This is a genomic window from Pseudomonas sp. AOB-7, from assembly GCF_003696305.1.
GTDB lineage: Bacteria > Pseudomonadota > Gammaproteobacteria > Pseudomonadales > Pseudomonadaceae > Aquipseudomonas.
In genome coordinates this window covers 23,054-47,524 of the sequence record NZ_RFFK01000016.1, presented here as the reverse complement: position 1 = coordinate 47,524, position 24,471 = coordinate 23,054, and the positions used below count along the sequence as shown (strand labels likewise).

The 24,471-nt window shown below is 67.9% G+C and carries 22 protein-coding genes; 11 read left to right on the top strand and 11 right to left on the bottom strand.

The genetic code is table 11. The features are described from left to right. Positions 1-47: 47 nt before the first annotated feature. Both EA796_RS20890 and EA796_RS20885 read right to left on the bottom strand, forming a co-directional pair. The gene (locus EA796_RS20890; protein WP_122110007.1) at positions 48-278 is read right to left on the bottom strand and encodes a DUF1161 domain-containing protein; all 231 of its coding nucleotides are present in this window, start codon (positions 276-278) and stop codon (positions 48-50) included. Positions 279-339: 61 nt separating this feature from the next. Then, the gene (locus EA796_RS20885) at positions 340-1,404 is read right to left on the bottom strand and encodes an aminopeptidase (protein WP_122110006.1); all 1,065 of its coding nucleotides are present in this window, start codon (positions 1,402-1,404) and stop codon (positions 340-342) included. A gap of 85 nt (positions 1,405-1,489) precedes the next feature. Between EA796_RS20885 and EA796_RS20880 the strand changes: the two genes are divergently transcribed. Then, on the top strand, positions 1,490-1,909 hold the full coding sequence (locus EA796_RS20880; RefSeq protein ID WP_122110005.1) for a hypothetical protein: 420 nt from the start codon (positions 1,490-1,492) through the stop codon (positions 1,907-1,909). Positions 1,910-1,979: 70 nt separating this feature from the next. Here EA796_RS20880 and EA796_RS20875 read toward each other — a convergent pair whose 3' ends face one another. Then, positions 1,980-2,981: an LLM class flavin-dependent oxidoreductase gene (locus EA796_RS20875; RefSeq protein ID WP_122110004.1), complete on the bottom strand. Its 1,002-nt coding sequence runs from the start codon at positions 2,979-2,981 to the stop codon at positions 1,980-1,982. Positions 2,982-3,184: 203 nt separating this feature from the next. Then, positions 3,185-4,222, bottom strand: coding sequence for an AraC family transcriptional regulator (locus EA796_RS20870; RefSeq protein ID WP_122110003.1), 1,038 nt, complete (start codon positions 4,220-4,222; stop codon positions 3,185-3,187). A gap of 171 nt (positions 4,223-4,393) precedes the next feature. Here EA796_RS20870 and EA796_RS20865 point away from each other — a divergent pair, with 171 nt between their 5' ends. The 3 genes from EA796_RS20865 (at position 4,394) to EA796_RS20855 (ending at position 9,693) form a co-directional block, all read left to right on the top strand. After that, on the top strand, positions 4,394-5,365 hold the full coding sequence (locus tag EA796_RS20865; RefSeq protein WP_122110002.1) for a TAXI family TRAP transporter solute-binding subunit: 972 nt from the start codon (positions 4,394-4,396) through the stop codon (positions 5,363-5,365). Positions 5,366-5,511: 146 nt separating this feature from the next. Continuing rightward, positions 5,512-8,070 (top strand): TRAP transporter permease, encoded by a 2,559-nt coding sequence (locus EA796_RS20860; RefSeq protein WP_021442630.1) that lies wholly within the window; start codon positions 5,512-5,514, stop codon positions 8,068-8,070. A 114-nt stretch (positions 8,071-8,184) separates the two neighbouring features. Next, positions 8,185-9,693 carry an NCS2 family permease gene (locus EA796_RS20855; RefSeq protein WP_122110001.1) on the top strand — a complete coding sequence of 503 codons (1,509 nt, stop codon included), beginning with the start codon at positions 8,185-8,187 and terminating at the stop codon, positions 9,691-9,693. A 9-nt stretch (positions 9,694-9,702) separates the two neighbouring features. Here EA796_RS20855 and EA796_RS20850 read toward each other — a convergent pair whose 3' ends face one another. Next, positions 9,703-11,346: a Na/Pi cotransporter family protein gene (locus tag EA796_RS20850; protein WP_021442632.1), complete on the bottom strand. Its 1,644-nt coding sequence runs from the start codon at positions 11,344-11,346 to the stop codon at positions 9,703-9,705. A gap of 128 nt (positions 11,347-11,474) precedes the next feature. Next, positions 11,475-12,605 (bottom strand): PilT/PilU family type 4a pilus ATPase, encoded by a 1,131-nt coding sequence (locus EA796_RS20845; RefSeq protein WP_122110000.1) that lies wholly within the window; start codon positions 12,603-12,605, stop codon positions 11,475-11,477. A gap of 189 nt (positions 12,606-12,794) precedes the next feature. Between EA796_RS20845 and EA796_RS20840 the strand changes: the two genes are divergently transcribed. Then, a complete protein-coding gene (locus tag EA796_RS20840; protein ID WP_122109999.1) occupies positions 12,795-13,565 on the top strand; it encodes an ABC transporter substrate-binding protein in 771 nt (256 codons plus the stop codon). Here EA796_RS20840 and EA796_RS20835 read toward each other — a convergent pair. Continuing rightward, complete coding sequence (locus EA796_RS20835) at positions 13,546-14,466, bottom strand: AEC family transporter (RefSeq protein WP_178082586.1); 921 nt, start codon at positions 14,464-14,466, stop codon at positions 13,546-13,548. The genes EA796_RS20840 and EA796_RS20835 overlap by 20 nt on opposite strands. Before the next feature lie 47 nt (positions 14,467-14,513). Continuing rightward, positions 14,514-14,903, bottom strand: coding sequence for a hypothetical protein (locus tag EA796_RS20830; protein WP_122109998.1), 390 nt, complete (start codon positions 14,901-14,903; stop codon positions 14,514-14,516). 70 nt (positions 14,904-14,973) lie between these two features. On the opposite strand from EA796_RS20830, the gene EA796_RS20825 reads away from it, so the two are divergent. After that, the gene (locus EA796_RS20825) at positions 14,974-15,375 is read left to right on the top strand and encodes a GFA family protein (protein WP_122109997.1); all 402 of its coding nucleotides are present in this window, start codon (positions 14,974-14,976) and stop codon (positions 15,373-15,375) included. Positions 15,376-15,442: 67 nt separating this feature from the next. Here the strand turns inward: EA796_RS20825 and EA796_RS20820 are convergent, their stop codons facing one another. The 3 genes from EA796_RS20820 to EA796_RS20810 all read right to left on the bottom strand — a co-directional run bounded on the left by EA796_RS20820 (position 15,443) and on the right by EA796_RS20810 (position 18,177). Further along, positions 15,443-17,395 carry a DUF4105 domain-containing protein gene (locus tag EA796_RS20820; protein ID WP_122109996.1) on the bottom strand — a complete coding sequence of 651 codons (1,953 nt, stop codon included), beginning with the start codon at positions 17,393-17,395 and terminating at the stop codon, positions 15,443-15,445. Further along, a complete protein-coding gene (locus EA796_RS20815; protein ID WP_122109995.1) occupies positions 17,392-17,712 on the bottom strand; it encodes a DUF2388 domain-containing protein in 321 nt (106 codons plus the stop codon). The genes EA796_RS20820 and EA796_RS20815 overlap by 4 nt, the downstream gene beginning before the upstream one ends. Positions 17,713-17,856: 144 nt before the next feature. Then, positions 17,857-18,177 (bottom strand): DUF2388 domain-containing protein, encoded by a 321-nt coding sequence (locus tag EA796_RS20810; protein ID WP_122109994.1) that lies wholly within the window; start codon positions 18,175-18,177, stop codon positions 17,857-17,859. Between the two features lie 336 nt (positions 18,178-18,513). Here EA796_RS20810 and EA796_RS20805 point away from each other — a divergent pair, with 336 nt between their 5' ends. Genes EA796_RS20805 through EA796_RS20785 form a run of 5 tightly spaced genes read left to right on the top strand, consistent with a single transcriptional unit; the run spans position 18,514 to position 24,418 of the window. Beyond that, a complete protein-coding gene (locus EA796_RS20805; RefSeq protein WP_122109993.1) occupies positions 18,514-19,983 on the top strand; it encodes a glycosyltransferase in 1,470 nt (489 codons plus the stop codon). Beyond that, positions 19,980-21,542, top strand: a complete 1,563-nt coding sequence (locus EA796_RS20800; protein ID WP_122109992.1) for a glycosyltransferase — start codon at positions 19,980-19,982, stop codon at positions 21,540-21,542. Before EA796_RS20805 ends, EA796_RS20800 begins: the two co-directional genes overlap by 4 nt. Then, entirely contained in the window at positions 21,526-22,419 is an 894-nt protein-coding gene (locus EA796_RS20795) for a bifunctional 2-polyprenyl-6-hydroxyphenol methylase/3-demethylubiquinol 3-O-methyltransferase UbiG (RefSeq protein ID WP_122109991.1), read from the top strand. Before EA796_RS20800 ends, EA796_RS20795 begins: the two co-directional genes overlap by 17 nt. Further along, the gene (locus tag EA796_RS20790; RefSeq protein ID WP_122109990.1) at positions 22,416-23,585 is read left to right on the top strand and encodes an acyltransferase; all 1,170 of its coding nucleotides are present in this window, start codon (positions 22,416-22,418) and stop codon (positions 23,583-23,585) included. The genes EA796_RS20795 and EA796_RS20790 overlap by 4 nt, the downstream gene beginning before the upstream one ends. Next, positions 23,585-24,418, top strand: coding sequence for a class I SAM-dependent methyltransferase (locus tag EA796_RS20785; RefSeq protein ID WP_122109989.1), 834 nt, complete (start codon positions 23,585-23,587; stop codon positions 24,416-24,418). Before EA796_RS20790 ends, EA796_RS20785 begins: the two co-directional genes overlap by 1 nt. Positions 24,419-24,471 lie beyond the last annotated feature (53 nt).

Sequence of the window (24,471 nt, the reverse complement as noted above, 5' to 3'; positions counted from 1 at the left end):
GCCGGCTCGCGCCTGCAAGAGCTGCGGTGGCCAGCTGAGGGGAGGTATCAGCCGTTCTTCTGGTAGATGATCTTCTTGCTGCCGCCGTCGCAGCTGCCGACCACCATGTTCTGGTCCGTGACCTCGTCGTTGGCGACGATTTCCAGGGTGTAGCTGGGCACGCCGGCGGCCTGGATCTTCACTTCGATTTCTTCCTTGAGTTCTTCACAGGGCTTGGGCGCGGCCTGCGCGCCGGCGGCGAGCAGCATCAGGGCCAGGGTGGGTATCAGGCGTTGCATCGCTTACCTCCGGTGTCGAGCGAGTCCTGTCACTTTCGACAGGCAGATGGGTTGGCCAGTTCTAGCCGCCGGCCTGCAGCCTGTCCAATGCCGCGCGACGCTCTGCCTGCGGCAGCCGACCAAGGGCGGCCACCGCTCGGTAGAAGGCCGCCCAGTCGCCTGCGTGCTGGGCGAACAGCGCGGCGAAGGCCGGCACCCACTGGTCGTAGAGGCCGAACGGCAGCAACTTGGCGTTGTTCAGCGGGCTTTCGATCCAGGCATCGAAGCGGCCGTTGCCGCCCCATTCGCGCTGGCGCAGGGCGCGGTAGTCGCGGCGCAGGCGCTCGAACTCGGCCTGCTTGGCGGCGCGCATCGCCGCCGCGTCCAGTTCGCTGGCGTACAGCCGCTGCAGGCGCTCGCGGCTGGCCAGCACCAGGTCGACGAACTGCTGGCGCTGGCGCTGGCGCTCGCCGTCGTCCGCCTGCGCTTCGCCGCGGCTGGCGTGCCACTGGCGCAGGCCTTCGCGCTCGACGAAGGTGGCGAAAGACTCGTTGAACGCGGTGTCGCCGGCCAGGTAGTACTGCTGGTGCGCCAGCTCGTGGAAGATCACCGCCACCAGGCGCTGGTCGTTCCAGCGCAGCATGGTGTTGAGCAGCGGGTCGTCGAACCAGCCGAGGGTGGAATAGGCCTCCACCCCGCCGATATGGGTGTCCAGGCCCTGCTGACGCAGCAGCGCGGCGCCGCCGCGAGCCCGGCCCAGCTGGTAATAGCCGCGGTAGGCGACGCAGCCGGCGATGGGGAAACAGTGCAGCTCGGGCTCCAGGGAAAACTCCGGCGTGGCGAAGAGGTTCCATACCACGAAGGGCCGGCCGAGGTCGGCGTACAGGCGGTAGCTGCGGTTGTCCGGCAGGTCCAGCTGGCTGCTGGCGAAGTCGCGCGCCTGCTGCGCCAGGGTCAGGCGCCGCACCAGCTGCGGCTCGGTGGCGGGATCGGCGAGCAGGCGCGCGACCGGCTGGCGTGCCTGCAGCAGCTGCCACTGGCCCTGGCCGAGGTGGGCGTAGTAGTCCAGGGTCGAGCAACCGCCCAGCAGCAGAGCGAGCAGGGGAGCGCTAAGGCGACGCAGCAGGTGGAGGCGGGCGATGGGCATGGCGCCACGCTACCCCATCGGCGCAGCTGCCTCCAGCGCCGAATGGGCGTAGGCTAGGGTTTCGCGCCACAGACTGGAGGTCGCCATGCGTGCCCTGCTTATCGCCGCCGCGCTGCTGCTCGGTGCCTGCGCTTCACCCCTGCCGAAACCCGACCCGCAACAGGCCTGGGTCGATCTCTACGCGCCGGCCGGCGACCTGCTGATGGCCGACCGCCTGGACCGCAAGCGCTGGCCGGACGGTCGCTACTTCCAGGTCGGCCCCGGTGCCCACGAACTGCTGGTGCGCCTGCAGTTCGAGGCCAGCCGCGGCGGCGGCATGGGCTTCAACAGCGAACCCTTGCTGCTGACCTGCGAACTGCGCCTGCGCTACGACGAGTTCGCCGCCGGCCAGCGCTACCGGGTGGAGGCCCGCTCGATGGCGATGACCGCCCAGGCCTGGCTCTACGACGAGCAGCGCAACGTGCTGGCGCGTGGCAAGGTGATGCGCTGCGGCACCGCGATCTAGCTGAGGCGGCAGCGTCCCCACCTCGTCCGAGCAGCAGGTTGGACAACCCGCAGCTTGTCCGCCGGCTGGTTCAGCCGCGCTGCAGTTCGGCGAGGATGTCGAAGGCGTGCAGGCGGTCGGCGAAGTCGTACATATCGCAGGTGAAGATCAGCTCGTCCGCCTCGGTCTGCTCCAGCAGCTGCTCCAGGCGGCTGCGCACGGTCTGCGGTCCGCCGATGGCGGCCAGGCCGAAGAACTCGCTGACCCCCTGGCGCTCGTGCGGCAGCCACAGCCCTTCCATGCTCGCCACCGGCGGCCGTTGCACCAGGCTCTGCCCGCGCAGCAGGGCGAGGATGCGCTGGAACGCCGAGGTGGCCAGGTACTGCGCCTGCTCGTCGCTGTCGGCCGCCAGCAGCGGCACGCCGAGCATCACATAGGGTTTGTCCAGCACCTCGGAAGGTCTGAAGTGGTTGCGGTAGATGCGCAGCGCCTCGTGCAGGTAGCGCGGCGCGAAGTGCGAGGCGAAGGCATAGGGCAGCCCCTTCATTCCCGCCAGCTGCGCGCTGAACAGACTGGAGCCGAGCAGCCAGATCGGCACCTGGGTGCCGGCGCCGGGCATGGCAATCACCCGTTGAGCCGGGGTGCGCGGGCCGAGGTAGGCCTGCAGCTCCTCGACGTCGCCGGGGAAATCCTCGGCGCTGCCGTCGCGGCTGCGGCGCAGGGCGTGGGCAGTGTGCTGGTCGGCGCCGGGCGCGCGGCCCAGGCCCAGGTCGATGCGCCCGGGATAGAGCGTGGCGAGGGTGCCGAACTGCTCGGCGATCACCAGCGGCGCGTGGTTGGGCAGCATCACCCCGCCGGCGCCGAGGCGGATGCGCGAGGTGCCGGCGGCCAGGTAGCCGAGCAGCACGGCGGTGGCGGAGCTGGCGATGCCGTCCATGTTGTGGTGTTCGGCGACCCAGAAACGCTGGAAGCCGAGGCTTTCCACGTGCCGCGCCAGCGCCAGCGAGTTGTGCAGGGCCTGGGCGGCGTCGCCGTCGTCGCGGATCGGTGCCAGGTCGAGGGTGGACAGCTTGATCGAGGCCAGTCGGCTCATGAGGGGCTCCTCGTTGCGTGGCCGGCCACTCTAACCCCTTGAGTCCGGGCGGCGCACGCCGTGCAGGGGCATAGTCATCATCGACGCGGCTGATGCGCCGAGGTCGTTGCGGGCCGATTCGACGCCGAGAAGCCGGGCGACCCGCAGCCAGTTCGACCCGGCGCGCGGCCATGGCGGCGAAGGGGCTGATGCAGGGCTCGGGCTCAGGTGGCGGGGCCGCTGCCGTGGCGCGCGCGGTATTCGCCGGGGGTCAGCCCGGTCCACTGGCGGAAGGCGCGGAAGAATACGCTGGGCTCGGAGTAGCCCAGCAGCAGGGCGATCTCGGCGGCCGGCAGGCGGCCTTCGCGCAGGTGCTGTTCGGCCAGCTGGCGGCGGGTGTCGGCGAGCAGCTGCTGGTAGCTGCAGCCTTCTTCGGCCAGGCGCCGCTGCAGGGTGCGCTCGCTGAGCAGCAGGGCGCGCGCCAGTTCGCCGCGATCCGGTTCGCCGTGGGCCAGCTGTTCGCCGAGCAGGCCGATCACCCGCGCGCTCAGGCTGGCGCTGGGCAGGCGCGCCAGCAGCGCTTCGGCGTGCTGGCGCAGCAGCTGCTGCAAGGGCGGGTTGGCCTGCACCAGCGGCACGTCGCGCAGGGCGCGGGGCAGGGCGATGGCGTAGTCGGCGGCGGCGAACTGCAGCGGACAGGCGAACACCTCGCGGTAGGGCGCCAGATCCGTCGGTGCGGCGTGGCGAAACTGCGCGCCGAGCAGGTGGAAGCCGTCCAGCAGCGGCATGGTCATCTGCACCCAGCAGGTCATCATCGCCAGCACGCGAATGCGCGTCGCCGGGTGCTGCGGGTGCAGCGGGCGATAGAGCAGCAGCAGGGACTCGCCCCGTTCCTCGATGTGCAGCTCGCCGCCTTCGCCGCCCAGGCGCTGGTAGCGCAGCGCGGCGGTCAGCGCCTCGCCGAGGGTGGCGCTGCTCTGCAGCAGGTAGCTGAGTACGCTGAACGGGCCGGGGGTGAGGCTGCGGCCGAGCAGCAGGCCGGGCTCCGGGTGCTGCAGGCGCGCATCCAGTTCGCGCCACAGCGCCTCCTGGGCACTGAACGGTACCCGCGCGTCGGGGTCGGCCAGTTGCCCTTCGTGCAGGCCGCAGGCCGTCAGCAGCGTCTGGCGGTCGAGGCCGAGGCGGCTGGCGGCGTGCAGGATCGCCTGGGTCAGGCTGGCGCTGACCGAGGCCTGCGGCGACTCGTGAATGGCGTGTGACATGTGCCGATTCTGCCCAATGGCGGAGAACGGCGATAGCCCGGCGCGCCACACGCGGTTACGACCGATTGGTCGTAACCGCGTGCATATTGGCGCCGAGCGGTTAGACTTGCCCTCCCGAACGTCGCCCACAAGGCGCGCTCGCTCTACAACAACAGAAAAAGGAGATCTCCCATGAAAGGCAAATCCTTGGCATGGGTCCTGTCCGCCGCACTCGCAGGCACTACCCTGAGTGGCATGGCACAGGCTGAAGAGAAGTTCGTCACCATCGGCACCGGCGGCCAGACCGGCGTCTACTACGTGGCCGGCCAGTCCATCTGCCGTTTCCTCAACCGCGGTGCGGCCGAGCACGGCATCAAGTGCAACGCCCCGGCCAGCGGCGGCGGGGTGGCCAACGTCAACGGCATCCGCAGCGGCGAGTTCAACTTCGGCATCATGCAGTCGGACCACCAGTACAAGGCGCTCAACGGCGCGGCGCCGTTCGAGGCCGAAGGCGCGATGAGCGACATCCGCGCGGTGTTCTCCCTGCAGAGCGAGGTGTTCACCATCCTCGCCCGCCGCGACGCCAAGATCGCCAGCTTCGACGACCTCAAGGGCAAGCGCGTCAACGTCGGCAACCCGGGTTCGGGTCAGCGCGACACCCTGGAAGAAATCATGGCCGTCAAGGGCTGGGATCGTTCCGCCTTCGCCCTCGCCGCCGAGCTGAAGCCGGCCGAGCAGGCCAGCGCCCTGGGTGACAACAACATCGATGCCATGACCTACTTCGTCGGTCATCCCAACGGCGCGATCCAGGAAGCCACCACCACCACCGACGCGGTGCTGGTGCCGGTGACCGGCGCCGAGATCGACAAGCTGCTGGCCGAGAAGACCTACTACACCAAGGCCGACATCCCCGGCGGCCTGTACAAGGGCAACGATGCGCCGACCCCGTCCATCGGCGGCAAGGCCGTGCTCTCCACCTCGGCCAACGCCGACCCGGAAGTGGTCTACCAGCTGGTCAAGTCGGTGTTCGACAACATCGAGCGTTTCAAGCGCCTGCACCCGGCCTTCGCCGACCTCAAGGAAGCCGACATGATCAAGGTCGGCCTGACCGCGCCGCTGCATGAAGGCGCCGCGCGTTACTACAAGGAGCGCGGCTGGCTGTAAGCCGCCAGCGACCGGCCTGCCGAGCAGGCCGGTTGGCCTTTCCGGCGGGCGCTGCGCCCGATTCGCTTCTAGTGTTAAGCAAACCCGCACGGCGCAGGCCTGCGGGTTTTGCCGTTCTCCGATTACTCGAATGCAGGTTTGATCCCATGCATGACAAGCAACTCTCCACCGAGGAACTGATCGCCCAGGATGTCGGCGCGCGTCTGCCCGTCGGCGCCATGGCCCAGGTGATCGCCGGCCTGGCCCTGCTCTGGTCGCTGTTCCAGCTGTGGATCGCCTCGCCGCTGCCGTTCGTGCTCGGCTTCGGCGTGCTCAACGATACCCAGACCCGCGCCATTCACCTGGCCTTCGCCCTGCTGCTGGCGTTTCTCGCCTACCCGGCGTTCAAGCAGTCGCCGCGCGACCGCGTGCCCTTGCTGGATATCGCCCTCGGCCTGGTGGCCGCCGCCAGCGCCGCCTACCTGTTCGTCTTCTACCAGCAGCTGGCGCTGCGCCCCGGCAGCCTGACCACCGGCGACCTGGTCACCGCCTGCATCGGCATTCCGCTGCTGCTGGAGGCCACCCGCCGCGCGCTCGGCCCGCCGCTGGCGATCATCGCCCTAGTGTTTCTCGTCTACAGCCTGGCCGGCCCGTACATGCCGGGGCTGCTGGCGCACCGCGGGGTCAGTTTCAACGCCCTGGCCAACCACCAGTGGATCACCACCGAAGGGGTGTTCGGCATCGCCCTCGGCGTGTCCACCAGCTTCGTCTTCCTCTTCGTGCTGTTCGGCGCCCTGCTCGAGCGGGCCGGCGCCGGGCACTACTTCATCCAGCTGGCGTTCAGCCTGCTCGGCCACCTGCGCGGCGGCCCGGCCAAGGCCGCGGTGCTGTCGTCCGGGCTGACTGGGATGATTTCCGGCTCGTCGATCGCCAACGTGGTCACCACCGGCACCTTCACCATTCCGATGATGAAGCGCACCGGCTTCTCCGCGGAGAAGGCCGGCGCGGTGGAAGTGGCCTCCTCGGTCAACGGCCAGATCATGCCGCCGGTGATGGGCGCCGCGGCCTTCCTGATGGTCGAGTACATCGGCATGCCCTATGTCGAGATCATCAAGCACGCCTTCCTGCCGGCGGCGATCTCCTATATCGCGCTGCTCTACATCGTCCACCTGGAGTCGCTCAAGCTCGGCCTGCAGCCCATCGGCGGCCATCAGCCCAAGCCCTGGCTGCGCCGCCTGACCGGCTTCGCCTTCGGCGCGGCGCTGATCAGCGGCCTGTCGCTGGCGGTCTACTACGGCCTCGGCTGGCTCAAGCCGGCGCTCGGCGACTACGCCCTGCCGGGCATCGGCGTGCTGCTGGCGCTGGTCTACCTGGGCCTGCTGAAGGTCGCCGCCAGCGTGCCGGTGCTGCCGCCGGAAGACCCCAATGCGCCGCTGGAGTCGCTGCCCGAGACCCGCGCCGTGCTGCTCTCCGGCCTGCACTTTTTGCTGCCGGTGGTGGTGCTGGTCTGGTGCCTGATGATCGAGCGCCTATCGCCCGGCCTGTCGGCCTTCTGGGGCAGCGTGATGCTGATCATCATCCTGCTCACCCAGCGTCCGCTGCTGAGCTGGATGCGCCACGACGGCAGCCACGACCACGGCACCTTCGTCGACGGCGTGATCGACCTGCGCGAAGGCCTGATTGCCGGCGCGCGCAATATGATCGGCATCGGCATCGCCACCGCGGCGGCTGGCATCATAGTCGGCGCGGTGTCGCAGACCGGCGTCGGCCTGGTGCTGGCCGACCTGGTCGAGCTGCTGTCGATGGGCAACCTGCTGCTGATGCTGGTGCTGGTGGCGGTGTTCAGCCTGATCCTCGGCATGGGCCTGCCGACCACCGCCAACTACATCGTGGTGTCCAGCCTGCTGGCGCCGGTGGTGGTGGCGCTGGGGCAGCAGAACGGCCTGATCGTGCCGCTGATCGCGGTGCACCTGTTCGTCTTCTACTTTGGCATCATGGCCGACGTCACCCCGCCGGTGGGCCTGGCCTCGTTCGCCGCCGCCGCGGTGTCCAAGGGCGACCCGATCAAGACCGGCCTGGTGGCCTTCTTCTACAGCCTGCGCACCGCGGCGCTGCCGTTCCTGTTCATCTTCAACACCGACCTGCTGCTGATCGACGTGGACTTCTGGCACGGCGTGCTGATCTTCATCGTGGCGACCATCGCCATGCTGATCTTCGCCGCCGGCACCCAGGGCTTCTTCCTGGTGCGCAGCCGCTGGTACGAGAGCCTGCTGTTGCTGCTGGTTGCCTTCACCCTGTTCCGCCCCGGCTTCTGGATGGACAGGCTCCACGACCCCTACCAGGACGTGCCGCCGGCCCAGCTGGCGCAGGCCCTCGACGGCGTCGCCGACGGCAGCCAGCTGCGCCTGCGCGTACTCGGCGAGAACGCGGTGGGCGACCCGCGCGAGTTCACCCTGCTGCTGGCGGTGCCGGATGGCGCCTCGGGCGAGGAACGCCTGGCCAAGCTCGGCCTGAACCTCTACGAGGAGGGCGACAAGGTGCTGGTCGACAGCGTCACCTTCGGCAGCCTGGCGGCCGACGCCGGCCTGGAGTTCGACCAGCAGATCCTCAGCGTGCGGGCGCCGACCGACCGCTGGACCAAGGAGCTGATGTGGCTGCCGGGCTTTATGCTGTTCGGCCTGATCGTCTGGTTGCAGCGCCGCCGTCAGCTGCCGCAGCCGGCGTAGGGATCCGCCGTCACCACCACAAGGCAGCTTCGGCTGCCTTGTTCGTTTATGCCCCGGCGGCGGGTTGCTAGACTCGCCGACCTGACCATTCGGACAACAAGGATTCCGCCCGCCATGTCGACGCCGCGCGTGCATTACCCCTGGTACAAGAAGGAGGACACCGACGCCTTCTTCGCCCTGTTCCAGAACAACATCGCCAACTTCGTGATCATCGCCATCAGCATGCTGGGCATGGGTTTTCCCGCCGAGATCGTGTTCGGCCAGGTGTTGCCCGGTGCGGCGGTGGCGGTGATGGCCGGCAACTTCTACTACGCCTGGAGCGCCGCGCGCCTGGCCCGCAAGGAGAACCGCGCCGACGTCACCGCGCTGTCCTACGGCATCAGCACGCCGGTGATGTTCGTCTTCCTGTTCGGCGTGCTGCTGCCGGCGAAGCAGCTCACCGGCGACGCCGAGCTGGCCTGGAAGGTGGCGGTGGCGGCCTGCCTGATCAGCGGTGCGATCGAGGCGGCGATCAGCCTGATCGGCAACTGGGTGCAACGCCATCTGCCGCGCCCGGCCATGCTCGGCGCGGTGGCCGGGGTGGCGCTGACCTTCATCGCCGGCGAAATGCTGTTCAAGACGCTGGAAATTCCCATGATCGGCCTGCTGGTGCTGGCCATCACCCTGGTCGGCCTGGTGGCGCGCATCAGCATGCCGTTGCGCCTGCCGGCCTCGCTGTTCGCCATCGTCGTCGGCACCGCGCTGGCCTACCTGGTCGGCGCCGCCGACAGCGGCAAGTTCGGCGACGCCTTCACCCACCTGGGCTTCTACCCGCTGCTGCCCAACTTGGCCTGGTACGAGGGCCTGGGCCTGCTGTTCACCAGCATGCTGGCGCTGATGACGGTGATCCTGCCGATCACCCTGTACAACGCCATCGAGACCATGAACAACGTCGAGGCCATGAGCGCCGCCGGCGACCGCTACAGCGTGGGCGAATGCCAGGCGGTGGACGGCGTCGGCACCCTGCTCGGCGCGTTGTTCGGTGGGGTGTTCCCGACCACGGTGTACATCGCCACCGTGGGCTCGAAATGGATGGGCGCCGGGCGCGGCTACAGCATCCTTAACGGCGCGGTCTACGGCCTGGCCACCATGTTCGGCCTGATCGCCTTTATCGCCGCGCTGATCCCGGTGGCGGTGGTGGCGCCGATTCTGGTGTTCGTCGGCATGTCGATGATCGCCACCGCCTTCAACAGCAACCACGCCCGTTACTACCCGGCGGTGGCCCTGGCCATGCTGCCGTACTTCGCCAACTACCTGATGACCCGCTTTAACCGCGGCGCGCCGGAGGTGGTGCAAGGCATCTCCTCGGCCATCGGCGCCCTCGGCCAGGGCGCCATGTTCAGCGCCATCCTGCTCGGCGCCATGTGCGTGGCGGTGATCGACCGTCAGTTCCGCCAGGCCACCGCCTTCGCCCTGGTCGCCGCGGCCATGGCCTGCGTCGGCCTGATGCACGCGCCCAAGCTGGCCTGGTACGCCGCGCCGGACTTCGTCCACGGCTACCTGCTGATGGCGCTGTTCTTCGCCTGGTACGCCTGGCGCGGGGTGGAGCCGGCGCCGGCCGCGCGCGCCGCCGACGCGGACTGAGGCGGGGGGCTATTCGCCGCCTTCTTCGAGTTGCAGCGCGCCGGTCTCGCCGCCCTCCAGCACCACGTAGGCGCTGGAGCAGAACAGCGAATTGAGGCGCTTCATGTCGGCGATCAACTCCAGGTGCAGCGAGCTGGTCTCGATGCTCTGCACCACCTGGCGCTGCAGCCGGCCGATATGCGCATGGGCCAGGCGCCGCTCCTGGGCGCGGAAGCGGCGCTTCTCGCGCAGCAGCTGGCTGGCGCTGGCGTGATCGGCGCTGAGGAACACGTTGAGGCCCAGGCGCAGGTTGGCCATCAGCTGTCCGTGCAGGCTGGTCAGCTCCTCCAGCCCCTTGTCGGAGAAGGCCCGGCGCTGCGCGGTCTTCTCGTTCTGGATCTTGCCGAGCATGCGTTCGATCAGCTCGCCGGCCTGCTCCAGGTTCACCGCCAGCTCGAGCACCTCGGCCCAGCGCCGGCTCTCGTGTTCGCTCATCGCCTCGCGCGGGATCTGCGCCAGGTACAGCTTGACCGCCCGGCACAGGCTGGCGACGTCGTCGTTGAGCAGGCGCAGCTCCTTGCTCGTCGCCGGCTGGTTGTGTTCCAGCACCGGCAGCAGGTGGCCGAGCATGGCCTCGATCAGATCGCCGATGCGCAGCGTTTCACGCACCGCATTGGCCAGTGCCAGGCTCGGCGTGGCCAGCGCCGTGGCGTCCAGATGGCGCGCGCGGGCGATGCCGGCCTCTTCGGCGCGGTCCGGCATCAGCCAGTTGCAGAAGCGCGCCATCCAGCCCACGGTGGGCAGCATCAGCAGGGCGCGCAAGCCGTTGTAGAGCAGGTGGAAGAAGATCACCAGCTCGGCCGGACGCCAGTTCAGGCCGTCCAGCCAGTTGGCCAGCGGCTGCAGCAGCGGCAGCACCAGCAGCAGGCCGATCAGCTTGTAGATCAGGCTGCCCAGCGCCACGCGGCGACCGGCCGGGGTCTGCAGGCTGCTGGTGAGAAAGGCCAGCAGACCGCTGCCGATATTGGCGCCGATCACCAGGCCGATGGCCACCGGCAGGCTGATCAGCCCGGCGCCGGCCAGGGTCGCGGTGAGCAGCACGGCGGCCAGGCTGGAGTAGGTGAGCAGGGCGAACAGCGCGCCGACCAGGGCGTCGAGCATCAGGTCGCCGGTCAGCGAGGCGAACAGCACGCGGATGCCGCGTGCCTCGGTGATCGGCGTGGCGGCGGCGACGATCAGCTCCAGCGCCAGCAGCATCAGGCCCAGACCGATCGCCACGCGGCCGAGCTGGCCGGCGCGGGTCTGCCGTCGCGAGAGGAAGAAGATCACCCCGAGGAAGATCAGCAGCGGGCTCAGCCAGCTCAGGTCGAGGGTCAGCACCCGCGCCATGAGTGCGGTGCCGACGTCGGCGCCGAGCATGATCGCCAGCCCCGGCGCCAGCGCCATCAGGCCCTGGGCGACGAAGGAGGTGACCAGCAGCGCGGTGGCGTTGCTGCTCTGCACCAGCGCGGTGACGCCGATGCCGGCGGCGAAGGCCAGCGGCCGGCGGCCGACGTTGTGGCTGAGGATCTTGCGCAGGTGCGAGCCGTATACCCGCAGGATGCCGGTACGCACGATGTGGGTGCCCCAGACCAGCAGGGCGATGGCGGACAACAGATTGAGCAGGGTCAGCATAAGGCGGCTCCCCCTTGCGAGCCCGCTGGCGATCGGTCGCGATCGCGACGCAGGTTGCATAGCCGGCCGGCGAGAAATGTTTTATCCGGCTTGTACTTAGCATCGGCCGAAAATCGTTGTCGCGCCAGTCAGCCGTCGCGCAACACCTTGAGTTCGGCCTCGTCGGCGGAGAAGCCGCGCTGGAGTTTGAACTTGAGGCTGAGGTCGGTGCGCGAGTCGGCGTACTTGAGCGCCTCGGCCAGGCTGATGCGGCCGGCCTCGAGCAGGGCGAACAGGTGCTGGTCGAAGGTCTGCAGGCCCTGTTCGGCGGCGCGCGCGGTGGCCTCGCGCAGCTGGTCGAGTTCGTCGCGCTGGATCAGGTCGCGGATATAGGGCGTGCCGAGCATCAGCTCCACCGCCGCCACGCGCTTCTGCGCCCGGCCCGGTACCAGGCGCTGGCCGATCACCGCCAGCAGGTTGTGCGCCAGGTCGGCCAGCACCTGCTTGCGCGCCTCGTCGGGGAAGAAACGCACGATGCGTTCCACCGCATGGCTGCTGCTGGTGGCATGCAGCGTGGCCAGGCACAGGTGGCCGGTCTCGGCATAGTGCAGGGCGTGCTGCATGGTGGCGGCATCGCGAATCTCGCCGAGCATGATCACGTCCGGCGCCTCGCGCAGCACGTTGCGCAGGGCGTCGGCGAAGCTGTGGGTGTCCAGGCCCACTTCGCGCTGGTCGATGATCGAGCGCTGGTGCTCGTGGAGAAACTCGATCGGGTCTTCGATGCAGACGATATGTCCGCTCTTGTGGCGGTTGCGGAAGTCCAGCATCGCCGCCAGCGTGGTCGACTTGCCCGAGCCGGCCGCGCCGGTCACCAGGATCAGGCCGCGATCCTGCATCGACAGCTTCTCCAGCAGTTTGGGCAGGCCGAGCGCCTCGAAGCTCGGAATCTGCGCCTTGATCAGGCGCACCACCATGGTCACCTCGCCACGCTGGTAGTAGACGTTGACCCGGTAGCGCGCAGCGCCCTGCAGGCTTACCGCCAGGTTCATCTCCAGATCGCGTTCGAACTCGGCGATCTGCTTCTGGGTCATCAGCTGATAGGCCAGCTGCTGCACCTCGCCAGCCTTGAGCGCGTGGGTGTCGAGCGGCTGGCTGTGGCCCTCGACCTTCATGTGCGGCGGCGCGCCGACGCTGAAGAACAGGTCGGAGCCGCCGTGCTGGTGCATCAGCTGCAGGTAGGGGAAAACGTCGGGCTGCTCGGGGCTCTGAGGGTCGTTCATCGGAATGGTCACTGGTCGATCGGATCACGCCAAGCATAGTCGGCCGGGGTTGGCGCGGCTTGCCTTGGATCAAGGAGTGCGTGGCGCCGTGAATAGCTCTGAAGTGCCGGTGCCCGAAGCTCTACACTATGGCCACTGGAGCGAATTCGTTGCGTTCGGGCGCTGGGCCGACGCTAAGGCTGGGGATCGATGGCGGGACAATGGCGGGCGGGCCTGCTTCTGGGGCTGGCGCTGAGCGGCGCCGCCTGGGCGGCCGAGCTGCGCCTGGTGACCGGCGACGATTACGCGCCCTTCACCGGCCAGAGCCTGCCCGGCGGCGGCCTGCTGACCCAGGTAGTGCACGCCGCCCTGGCCGAACGCGGGCTGTCCGCCACGCTGGCGTGGCAGCCGTGGAAGCGCGGTTACCTGAAGACCCTGCGCGGCGACTACGACGCCACTTTCCCCTATGTCCCCGGCGCCCAGCGCCAGGCGGAATTCCTCTACTCGGCGCCGCTGTTCGTCGCCGAACAGCACCTGTTCAGTCGCGCCGGCGACGCCATCGAGGTGGCGGATCTGTCGCGCCTGGCCGGCAAGCGCCTGTGCTACCCGCTCGGCTGGCAGCCGCCGGCGCCGATCCAGGCATTGCTCGACCAGGGCCTGCTGACCCGTCATTCGCCGCTCGGCCTCAACGAGTGCGCGCGCCTGCTGCTGCTGGCGCGCGACGACCTGTTCATCGCCGACCGCCGCCTGGGCGAGAGCGCCCTGCGCGCCACCGGGGCGCCGGCGAGCCGCTTCCACCGCTCGCAGGGGGTGTTCGGCAACAGCACCCTGCACCTGATCGTGCCGCGCAACCATCCGCGTGGCGCCGAGCTGATCGCCGAGTTCGACCTCGGCCTGGCCGCCTTGCAGGCCAGCGGCGCCTACCAGCGCCTGCTCGAGGCCTATCTGCAGCCGCCTGAGCTCAGCCCAGCAGCGCCATGATCGCCACCAGGCTGCCCGCCGCCAGCAGCGTCTGCAGGGTGATGATGCCGGCCATCAGCTGGCTGTCGCCGCCCAGCTGGCGGGTCAGCACATAGGCCGTCGGCGCGGTGGGCAGGGCGAAGAACAGCACCAGCACGGCGCTCTCCATCGCCGGCAGGGCCAGCGCCCAGGCCACCGCCCAGGCCAGCAGCGGCATGGCCAGCAGGCGCAGGGCGCTGTTCCACCCCAGCGCCGGAATTTCCCCGCCGAGCTGCTCGGGTTTGAGCGCCGCGCCGACGCAGAGCAGGCCCAGCGGCAGGCTGGCGGCGGCCAGCAGGCCGAGCAGGCGATCGCTGCCGCCGGGCAGGCCGATGCCGGCGAGGTTGACCAGGGCGCCACCGACGCAGGCGAGGATCAGCGGGTTCTTGGCGATCGGCAGCAGCAGGCCGCACGCGCTGACGCCGCGCTCGGCGGTCAGCGACCAGACCGACAGTACGTTCACTGTCGGCACCATCAGCGCCAGCATCAGCGCGGCGAGGGTCAGCCCCTCCTGGCCGAACAGGCTGCCCACCGCGGCCAGGCCGAGGTAGGTGTTGAAGCGCAGGATGCCCTGGGTGAAGGCGCCCAAACGCCCGGCCGGCCAGCCGCGCAGACGGCGCAGCAGCAGCAGGGTGAGCCAGGCGATGCCGAGGCCGAGCAGCACCGCCAGCGCCAGGCGCGGCAGCGCCGGGTTGCTCAGCGGCGCCTGGGCCAGGCTGGAGAACAGCAGGGCGGGGAACAGGATGAAGTAGTTGAGGCGCTCGGCGCCGGGCCAGAACGCCTCGCTGGGGAAGTCGCGCAGGCGCAGCCAGTAGCCGGCGACTATCATGGCGAACAGCGGCCAGAGGGCCAGCAACAGGTCGATCACGGCAGCTTCTTCCATGGGCAAAGCGGCGATAGTCGACCAGCTGCGCGCCTCGGCGCAAGCCTTCAGCTCGGCGGCAGGGCGCTGATGCGCAGGTGGAAGTCGAGCCGTTCCCAGTCCTCGCGGCGGTTGGCCAGGGTCGGCGTCGAGTGCAGGACGATGCGGTGCTCGCCGTCCGCGGTGCGGCGGTAGCCGGGGCGCGCCGGCTCCCAGTCCGAGCCGCGGAACTCCAGCGGCGCCATGCCGAACTGGCGGATCAGCAGGGCTTCCAGGGCCTCGGCCTGGCCGGCGGCGACCCGGTACAGCGCCGCGCCGTCGTCCTCCTCGGCGCAGCCGGCGAACTGCGCCGGCAGCTCCAGTTGCCAGCGCTGCAGCCAGTCGATGCAGGCGCGCTCGTCCTGCTCGGCGAGCAGGGCCGTGGCGACCAGCAGCAGGGGCAGGAGCAAGGTGCGCATGGGCAACCCGGGGCGTTGAGGTGACCGTCAGAGTCTAGACTGCTGGCGAGCCCTTCGCGGAGTTCCTGCCATGCCCGCCTCGCACCAGGGCGGCTGCCATTGCGGCCAGCTGCGCTACGCCCTCGACGCCCCGCTCGCGGATATCGCCCACTGCCATTGCGCGGATTGCCGGCGCAGCAGCGGCGGCATCCTGGTCACCTGGCTGACGGTGCCGCTGAGCAGTTTCCGCTGGCTGCGCGGCACGCCCGCCGAGTACGCCAGCACGCCGACCTGCACGCGCAGCTTCTGCCCTCACTGCGGTGCCCAGCTGACCCTGTTCAGCGCGCTCAGCCCGCACAGCCTGGATATCAGCGTGGCCTGCCTCGACCAGCCCGAGCGGGCGCCGGCGGATCGGCATATCTGGGTGCGCAGCCGGCTGCCCTGGCTGAGCGTCGACCCGCAGTTGCCGGAGGAAGACGAGGAGATTCTCTAGCCGGTCGCGGGTGCGGGGTATCGCGGGGCCGCCCGGGCTGCGCGCACCAGATTCCTGGCCGTATAACTCAGGGCAACTGCAGGCCGCCGCTGTCTTGGTGCAACTTGCGCAGGTGCGCGCCGAGGGCCGCCAGGTTGGCCTCGTTGGCCTGCAGCTCGGCCAGGCGCGCGGACGGCAGCAGCTTGCGCACTTCCGCGTCGAGCTCGTCGCTGAGCTGACGCAGTTGCTGCTGGCGCTGCCGGCTCTGGGTTTCCAGGCTGTGCCATTCGCCGGCCTGGGGCAGGCCGTAGCCGCCGTCGAGCAGCTCGGCCGGGCGGCTGAGAAAGCCGCTGCCGGCCAGTATCTGCTCCAGCGCCGCACCGGCCTTGTCCAGGTTCGGGTCGCCGGCGGCGCGGCCGCTCAGGTAGCGGCGCTTGAGCTCGTCCTGGGCCAGCAGCAGCTGGCGGCGCAGGGCCGCCTGTTCCAGCAGCAGCAGGGCGGCGCTGGCGCGCAGGTCGGCCTCGGCGAACCAGTCGCGGCGTGCGCTGGCGGGCTGCTCCAGCCAGGCCTCGACGTTGTCCTGGGCGATCGGCAGACGCTGGCGCAGCACGGCGAACATGGCCTGGTAGCGCTCGCGGAACGAATCGAAGCGATAGCCCAGGCGCAGCGCCTCGCGGGGATCGTCGAGCACCGCGGTGTCGGCCAGGCCGCGCGCCGCCAGCAGTTGCAGCAGGCCGTTGGGCAGGATGCTGTCGAGCGCCTGCAGATCGGGATGCGCGGTGCCGCTGCGCAGCAGCTTGAGGGTCTCCACCGCGCAGTTGTTGGAGATGAAGTAGTAGTCGCCGTCGTAGCTCCAGTGCTGCTCGACGGCGCGCGCGACCAGCTGTTCCAGTTCGTCGCGCGACAGCTTGAGCGGCACCGAGGCCAGGCTGCGCAGCTCGACCTTGGTGTACTCCTCGACCACCTGCTCCAGCGGCAGGACGAACAGCCGCGAGGGGTAGACGCCGGTCAGGCCGTCCCAGCTCGACAGCTGCAGGTCGCCGACGAAGGCACGGTAGGACAGCACCAGGTGCTGGTCGAGATCCAGCCGGCAGTCGGGGCCGCGCGGCCGGCCCGGCGCGCACACCACCAGGCGCAGCATGCTGTGGCCCCAGCGGCTCATCCATTGCTGGTTGGCCTCGGCCAGCAGGTAGTCGACCGCATAGACCCGCTCGGGATCGAGGCGGCCCAGCGGCTGGCGGGCGAAGTCGCGGCCGGCGTTGAGGTAGGCATGACCGCCGGCGCAGTCGGCCTGCGCCGGCGCCCAGGCGAAATGCTCGCGAAAGTAGCGCGCCAGCGACGGCCTACGGCAGGCGTAGCCGGGGTCGAGGAGGAAATACTCGAGGTTGACCGCGACGAACTCCAGCGGCCGGCTCAGCTCGTAGACGTCCGGGCTGCGCGCGACCTGGCCGTTGTCCTGCTCGCGCGCGCCGCGCCGGCCGACCTGCTGCGCCCAGCCGGCCAGGTCGAGCAGACGCGGGTCGTCGCTGAGGGTGAAGCGCCGCGCGGTCTGCCCGCGGCAGCTGTCCGGCAGGCCGACCAGGCCCCGCGACTCGGCGCGTTGCCGGCAGCGCTGCAGTTGCCGGCGCTGCGCCGCGGGCCAGAGTTGGGCGCGGTCGTAGAGGTGAGTCAGCTCGTGGATCAGGGTGGCGAGCAGTTCGCGGCGCTGGCTGCCGTGTACGCGTCCGGTCTGCGTCGTGGCGGCCGTGCCGTCGGTCAGCGCCGGCAGCAGGCTGGCATTGAGCTCGATGCCGGACCAGCGCCCGACGCGGCCGTAGGCGTTGGCCGGCAGGTCGTCGCGCCAGGCGACCTTCACGCTGCGCGCCAGGCGCTGGACGAAGCTCGGCGGCAGGGCGGCCAGGGCGTCGTCGAGCAGCGCCTGGCTGGCCTGGCGCTCGGCGGCGCTCAGCTGGTCGTGCTCCAGCACCAGGCGCAGCTCGGCCTGGACGCCGCCGCTGAGCGCCAGCAGCGCGGCGCAGCACCAGGCGCGCAGGGACCTCACAGGGCGAGAATGGCTTCGGCCAGTTGCAGGTCGCTGGCGCTGCGCGCTTGCGGCAGTTGCGTGCGGATCGCCAGCAGCGCCGCCTCCAGCTGCGCGCCGCGGATCTCGCCGGCGCTGGCGACGAAGCTGGCGGCGTCGTCGCGGGCCTGCACCACCAGCTTCATGTCGCGCAGCGAGGTGGTGGTATCGGAGGTGAAGTCGATGCTGCGATCCAGGGCGCGGACGATGATATTGCTGGTGGCGACCACGGTTTGCGCCTGGGCGAGGCCGCTGAACAGGGCGCAGGCGGTGGCGAGGACGAGAAGCGAATGACGCATGGAGAAACTCCGCAAACGGCGAATGGACGGTTGGACGAGCCCGCGCGGTTGGGGTTCCGCAGGCGGGCGCGTATGCCCGTGCAGTTTACGGGGCCGGCGCGCGCCGGTCAGCAACTGGGCCGGCCGGCGTTGCCTGGGGAGCAATCAGAGGCTGAGGATGGCCTCGGCCAGGTGCAGGTCGTCGGCCGCCGCCAGCGCCGGCACCTGGCTGCGGATATGCAGCAGCGCCGCCTCCAGCTGCACGCCGCGGATCTCGCCGGCGCTGGCGACGAAGCTGGCGGCATCGTCACGGGCGGCGAGCACGACCTTGTCGTCGCGCAGCGAGGAACTGATATCCGAGGTGGCCTCGCTGGTCGCGGCGACGCCGCTGACGATGGCGTCGGTGGTGACCACGAAGCTGGTGGCGGAGGCGCTGGTGGCCAGCGCCAGGAGGGTGGCGGCGCTCAGGATGCGGAAGGCGGTCATGGGATATTCCTCAACGGGCGAGATGGGCGGTGCAGAGGGCCTGCAGCCGGAATAACAAGCCTAGCTCAGGGGCGCTTGCGCCGACCAGTTGCTGGCGTTCTGCTGGCGCGTCTTTCACAGGAATTTCACCGCGCCACGATTGCGTCGGATGACAAAGGCTGAGATGCTCTTCGAGCATAAAAAGCAGGTATTGCTAAGTAAAATGCCGCCATCGTGCGAAGACTCTCGCCTTCAGTCGGAGTGGATCGTCTCCGGCAGCTCTGCAGATGTGTCACCAATAACAATTAAATGCGCATTCCGGGCCATGGCCCGTGTTAGTGGGGTTGTTCTCGCGTCATGATCATCCTTGTGGCATCGAAAATCGATCAGGCCAGTATCCACGGTTCTCTCGGCAAACCCGAATACAGCTACTTCTTCCTGATGAAGGATTTCCTCCCGGTGCTCGAACGCCTGGGGCGGGTGCAGGTCGTTCGCAGTCTGGCCGAGATCGAGCAACTCGCCGCGCAGCACCGCGCGGCCGGCGAAACCGTGGTGTTCCTCAGTTTCAGCCCGCCGCACCAGGCCCCGCTGGGGCTGAGTTGTCCGACCCTCAGCGTGTTCGCCTGGGAGTTCGACAGCCTTCCGTCGGTGGCCTGGGAGGGCAATCCGCAAAATGACTGGCGCTACGCATTCGCCCATCTGCAGGGTGCCATCAGCACCAGTCGCGAAGCCGCGGCCCTGGTTGAAGATGCCATGTCGCCCGATTACCCGGTCGTCGCCCTGCCGGCGCCGGTCTGGGATCGCTATCGCGGTGACCCGGCGACAGTGCGCAGCAGTCCGCAGCTGGGCGAACGCCAGTTCCCGTTTGCCGGTCTGGTGATCGACAGTCCGACGCTGGGGCTGTCGGCGGACGGTCTGGTACGCAAACCGGCGGTTGCCGAGCCCGCGCCCGTCGCGCAAGCGCCCACATCCAAACCGTTGCGTGACGACCGTTTCAGTCTCGCCTGGCGCGAGACCAAGGCGCTCGCCAGGGGCTGGTGGCGGGAGGTCGGTCTGCCCGCATTGGCGGTCGATACGCCCCAGCCGCAAGACGCTCCACCCGCTCCCGCGAGCGCGCCGCCGGCCGTGCCGATCAGTGTGACCGGTGTGGTCTACACCACCGTGCTCAACCCGGCCGACAGCCGCAAGAACTGGGTCGAGCTGATCACCGCATTCTGCTGGGCCTTCAAGGATCGCGACGATGCCACGCTGATCGTGAAGATGACCCACCACGATCTCGAGTACTACCGCATCGTTCTGATGACCCTGCTGTCGCGCCTGGCGCCCTTCAGTTGCCGGGTGGTCGTGTTGCACGGCTTTCTTGAGGACCAGCAGTATCGGCAACTGATCGAGGCCTCCAGCTACTACGTCAACGCCTCCTCCGGCGAGGGCCTGTGCCTGCCGCTGATGGAGTTTCTCAGTGCCGGCAAGCCGGCCATCGCGCCGACCCACACGGCCATGGCCGACTATGTCGACGAGCGGCTGGCGTTCCTGGTGAAGTGCGCGCTGGAACCCTTCTGCTGGCCGCACGATCCGACCGGGATCTTCATGACTCATCGCCATCGGCTGAACTGGCAGTCGCTGGTCGAGGCCTACCGACACAGCTATCGGGTGGCCAAGGACGAACCCGAGCGTTATCGCGAGATGGCGCGACAGGCCGATGCGCGGATGCAGGCGTTCGCCTCCATCGATCGGGTGGCCGGGCCGCTTGGCGCGTTTCTCGAACGGATTGCCGCGACGCAATCGGCGCAGGCCGAGCTGGGTTGTGCAGGGAGTGCAGTGCTATGAGATTCCTGGTCTATTCGCAAGTGAGCGCGGCGAAGATCGCCAGCAGCATGGGTCTGCCGGAGTACAGCTACTACTTCGTCCTGCGCGACTTCCTGCCGGTGCTGCAGGCGCTGGGCGAAGTCCTGGTGGTCGAAGACCCCGAGCAGGAGGTCGACCGGCTGTACGACGAAGCGCGCGCCGCCGGCGAGCGGTGCCTGTTCCTGTCTTTCTCGCCGCCGCACAAGACTCCCCTGCAGCTGCGCTGTCCGACCGTTCCGGTGTTCGCCTGGGAATTCGATAGCATTCCCAACGAGTCCTGGCTGGATGAGCCGCAGCAGGATTGGCGGCACGTGCTGAAGATCTGCGGCAGCGCCATCACCCACTCGCAGATGATTGTCGCGGCGGTGCGTCGGGAGATGGGCGCGGATTTTCCGATCGTTTCGGTGCCCTCGCCGGTCTGGGACAAGTTCGCCGCGCTGCGCGCACATCCGGGGTCGTTGCCCCTTGCAGACGGCGTGAGCATTCGCGTGCGCTCGGGCGTGGTGGTGGACAGCCGCGACCCCGCGCTGAGCCCCTATATCTTCGGTCCAGACGCCACTGCGCGGGTGGTGCAGGCGATCCGCGAGCACGAGAACGCCATGGCGCGCGCGCAAGGCGGCAGTGTGGCGGTCGAGCCGCCGGCCGGCCGCCGGCAGTCGCGGTATCGCATCACTCGGCGTTACCTGGGCGAGTGGTACCTGAAGGTGCTGCAGCCGCTGCTGCCTTTTCTGCCGGGGCGGGCAGAGCCATTGGTCGAGCTGGTGGCGGAGAGCCCCGATACGCCCCTGGAGCCGCGCAATACCGTCGAACCGCCGCATCCTGCGGCCAAAGGTGTCACGCCGAAGATGCCCGATTGGCAACCCGGCGAGTCGGAGCTGCAGCTGTCCGGGGTGATCTTCACCGCGCTGTTCAACCCCTATGACGGGCGCAAGAACTGGGCCGACATGCTGACCGCCTTCTGCGCGGCTTTTCGCGATACGCCCGACGCCACCCTGGTGTTCAAGCTGGGGCACCACGAGTACCTGTCGGCCATGCACGACATGCTGATCTGGATGGCGCGCATGCCCAGGTTCAGCTGTCGTGTGGTGCTGCTGCACGGCTACCTGGAGGGCGGCGACTTCGACACCCTGATCCGCGCCAGCGCATACGCCGTCAACGCTTCCCACGGCGAGGGGCAGTGCCTGCCGCTGATGGAATTCCTGTCCTGTGGCAAGCCGGCGATTTCGCCGCGGCATTCGGCGATGGTCGACTACATCGACGAGCAGGTGGCCTTCGTGGTCGACAGCTGGCTGGACTCCACCGCCTGGTCGCACGACCCGCGGCTGGCCTACCGCACCCAGCGCCATCAGATCGACTGGGCATCGCTGCGCGATGCCTATCGGGCCGCCTATACCTGTGTGACCGAAGAGCCTGAGCGCTACAAAAGGATGTCCGCAGCAGCCATCGAGCGCTCGCGCCAGCACTGCTCCCGTGCGGTCGCCAGCGAGGGAATCCAGGCCCTGCTGAATAGGGAGGTGGCCGAGCATGCGAGCCTTGCGTGAATGGTTGTGTCGCTCGGCAGCGACGGAAGCAGAGCCGGCCTCGGCGCCCGAGACCGCAGCGCCAGGGGCTGCCGTCGACTCCCGTGATTGCGGCCTGGTCGACGCGGTGATGGGGGGCTGGTTTCAGAATGACGCGAATGAGCTGTTCCGTGGTTTTCCCATCTATGCGGATGACGTGGTTCTGGATCTAGGCTGCGGGCATGGCGGCAGCACGCTGTTCTGCGCGCGACGTGGTGCTCACGTCATTTTTACCGATAGCGAGGCGGCCAAGGTCGAGACGCTGTGCGAGAAAGTCCGCGAGACCCCGGCGCGTGAGGCTCAGGGCATAGTATCCGACAGCTTGCCCTTGCCCTTGCCGGACTGTCTGGCGACCAAGGTCGTCGCCCTGGAAGTACTGGAGCATGTGGAGCAGCCATTGGCGATCCTGCAGGAGCTGGTCAGGGTCGGTCGCCCGGGTGCCCAATACTTCATTTCAGTGCCCGACCAGAGTAGCGAAGACCTGCAGCGAGCCATCGCGCCGCCTTTGCACTTCGAGTCTCCCAACCACATCCAGGTCTTTTCTCGCGAAGGCTTTGCCGAACTCGTGGAGAGCGCTGGGCTGGTCGTCGAATCACGCAGTTACTACGGCTTCTACTGGACGTTGTGGATGATGCTGTTCTGGGGCACCAAACAGGCCGATGGCCATGTGTTCCGTGGCGCCACCCACGATCAGATCGAGGGGCCGTTCCACCCATTGCTGGATCAATGGGCCACGCTCTGGCACGCAACGATTCATCTGCCCGGAGGCGAGAAGATTCGCGATGCTCTGGATCGTGCCTTGCCGAAGAGCCAGATCATCCTGGCGCGTAAACCCCTGGCAGGTGATGTCTCACGATGAATAAACGAATCGACGATATCGAGATTCTGCGGGCTTTCGCCGTACTTTTCGTCGTACTGCACCATGCGCTAGGCAACCTGTTTACCTGGAGCACGCCAGCTCTGGCGAGACTTGGTGCGTATTTTGGTGGTGGTTTCGGGGTCGATCTGTTCTTCGCGATTTCTGGCTTCGTGATTGCCCGCGACTTGTTGCCAAGGTTGCAGGCCAGCAGCAATGTGGACATGTCGATGCGTATCACGGTGGCTTTCTGGATTCGCCGCGCCTGGCGTCTACTGCCATCGGCCTGGACGTGGCTGGCGCTGATCCTGTTGGCGTCGGTGCTGTTCAATCAGTCGGGAGTCTTCGGGACCTTCCGGACGAACTTGGAGGCCAGCGTGGCGGGTGTGCTGCAGGTGGCGAACCTGCGTTTCGCAGAGACCTTCGGCCGCAGCGAGTATGGTGCCAGTTTCGTTTACTGGACCTTGTCGCTCGAGGAACAGTTCTATCTGGTGCTTCCCCTGCTGGTGATGTTGTCCCGTCGATTCTTGCCTCATGTGCTTATAGCGCTGGTAGTAGTCCAGTTGCTGTCGAGCCGAACGCTGATGAGCGTGATGTTTCGTACCGATGCAATCGCCCTTGGCGTATTGCTGGCCATTTGGAGCCAGCACAGCACCTATGCCTTGATGCGTCCGGTATTTCTGCGGGAATGGGGCCTGGGTACGCTGGTGATGGCCGGGATTTTCCTTTGCATGGGGGTGGTGGCCTCCGAGGTCTTGCAAGTGGTGTCGTACAAATTCAGTCTGTTCGCCGTGCTTTCGGCGCTGCTGGTCTGGATGGCTTCGTATGACCTGCGCCTGTTTGTCCCGGCAAGCCCTCTCAAGCAACTGCTGCTCTGGGTAGGAACGCGCTCCTACGCCATCTATCTCATCCACATCCCCGCGTTTTTCATCACCCGGGAACTCTGGTATCGCCTGAGACCCGAGATCGTGCCGGGGGATGACATGTTCTTTCCGTTCCTACTCACTGCAGGCGCATTGATCGTCCTGTGCAGTGAGTTGAACTATCGCCTGATCGAGACGCCATTGCGGCAGCATGGTGCAGCCATTGCGAGGCGTTTCCTGACTGCCGGCCCTGCTCGAAGCACTTTGGAAGACGGTCAGGCATGTCAACAAGTCAAGGGATCGTGATGTTCAGTGTTCTCAAGAGGCTCTTCAGCAAGCAAAGCCCTATTCATGCAGCACACCCTGAAAGGTCGGAATCAGAGGCTCCGCTGGATGATTTCGCCTTGGTCGATGCCTGTCTGAGTGGCTGGTTCAATACCGACACCGGCGAGTTGCTGCAAGGCTTCCCGATTCGCCCCGAGGACCGGGTATTGGACGTGGGCTGTGGCGAGGGGCCGTTCACCCATTTCTGCGCCAAGATGAAGGCCGAAGTCATCTTCGCCGATATCGACCCTGAGCGTGTCTGCGCGGTCGAAAAACTACTGCAAGGTTCACCCGCCAGGGCGTTACATCCACTGGTAACGGACGGCAATCCCCTGCCATTGCCCGATGCTCACCTCGACAAGATCATCGCGATGGAGGTTCTCGAGCACGTGGACGTGCCGGCGGATTTCATGCGCGAGCTGGTCCGGGTGGGCAAACCCGGCGCGTTGTACCTGCTGACCGTGCCCGATGCCGCCAGTGAGGGGGTGCAACAACAGTTGGCACCCGCAGCGCACTTCATGAAACCCAACCACATCAATATCTTCAGTCGCGACGATTTCGAACGATTAGTGCTGGATGCCGGGCTGGTGATCGAGCGACGCACCTATTACGGGTTCTACTGGGCAGTTTGGTGGGCATTCTTCTGGGTCTGTAAGAAAGACCTGGCTGCGCCCGACCATCCGTTATTGAACAACTGGGCCAGAACCTGGGCAGCGCTGCTGCAGGAACCAGGCGGTGCACAGGTCAAGCAGGCGCTCGACGGCGTCATGCCGAAAAGCCAGGCGATCATTGCGCGCAAGCCGCTTGAGTCTTGATATGGATTAATTCGCACACTTCCTTGTCGAGTGTTAAAGCCGTTGGATAGAAC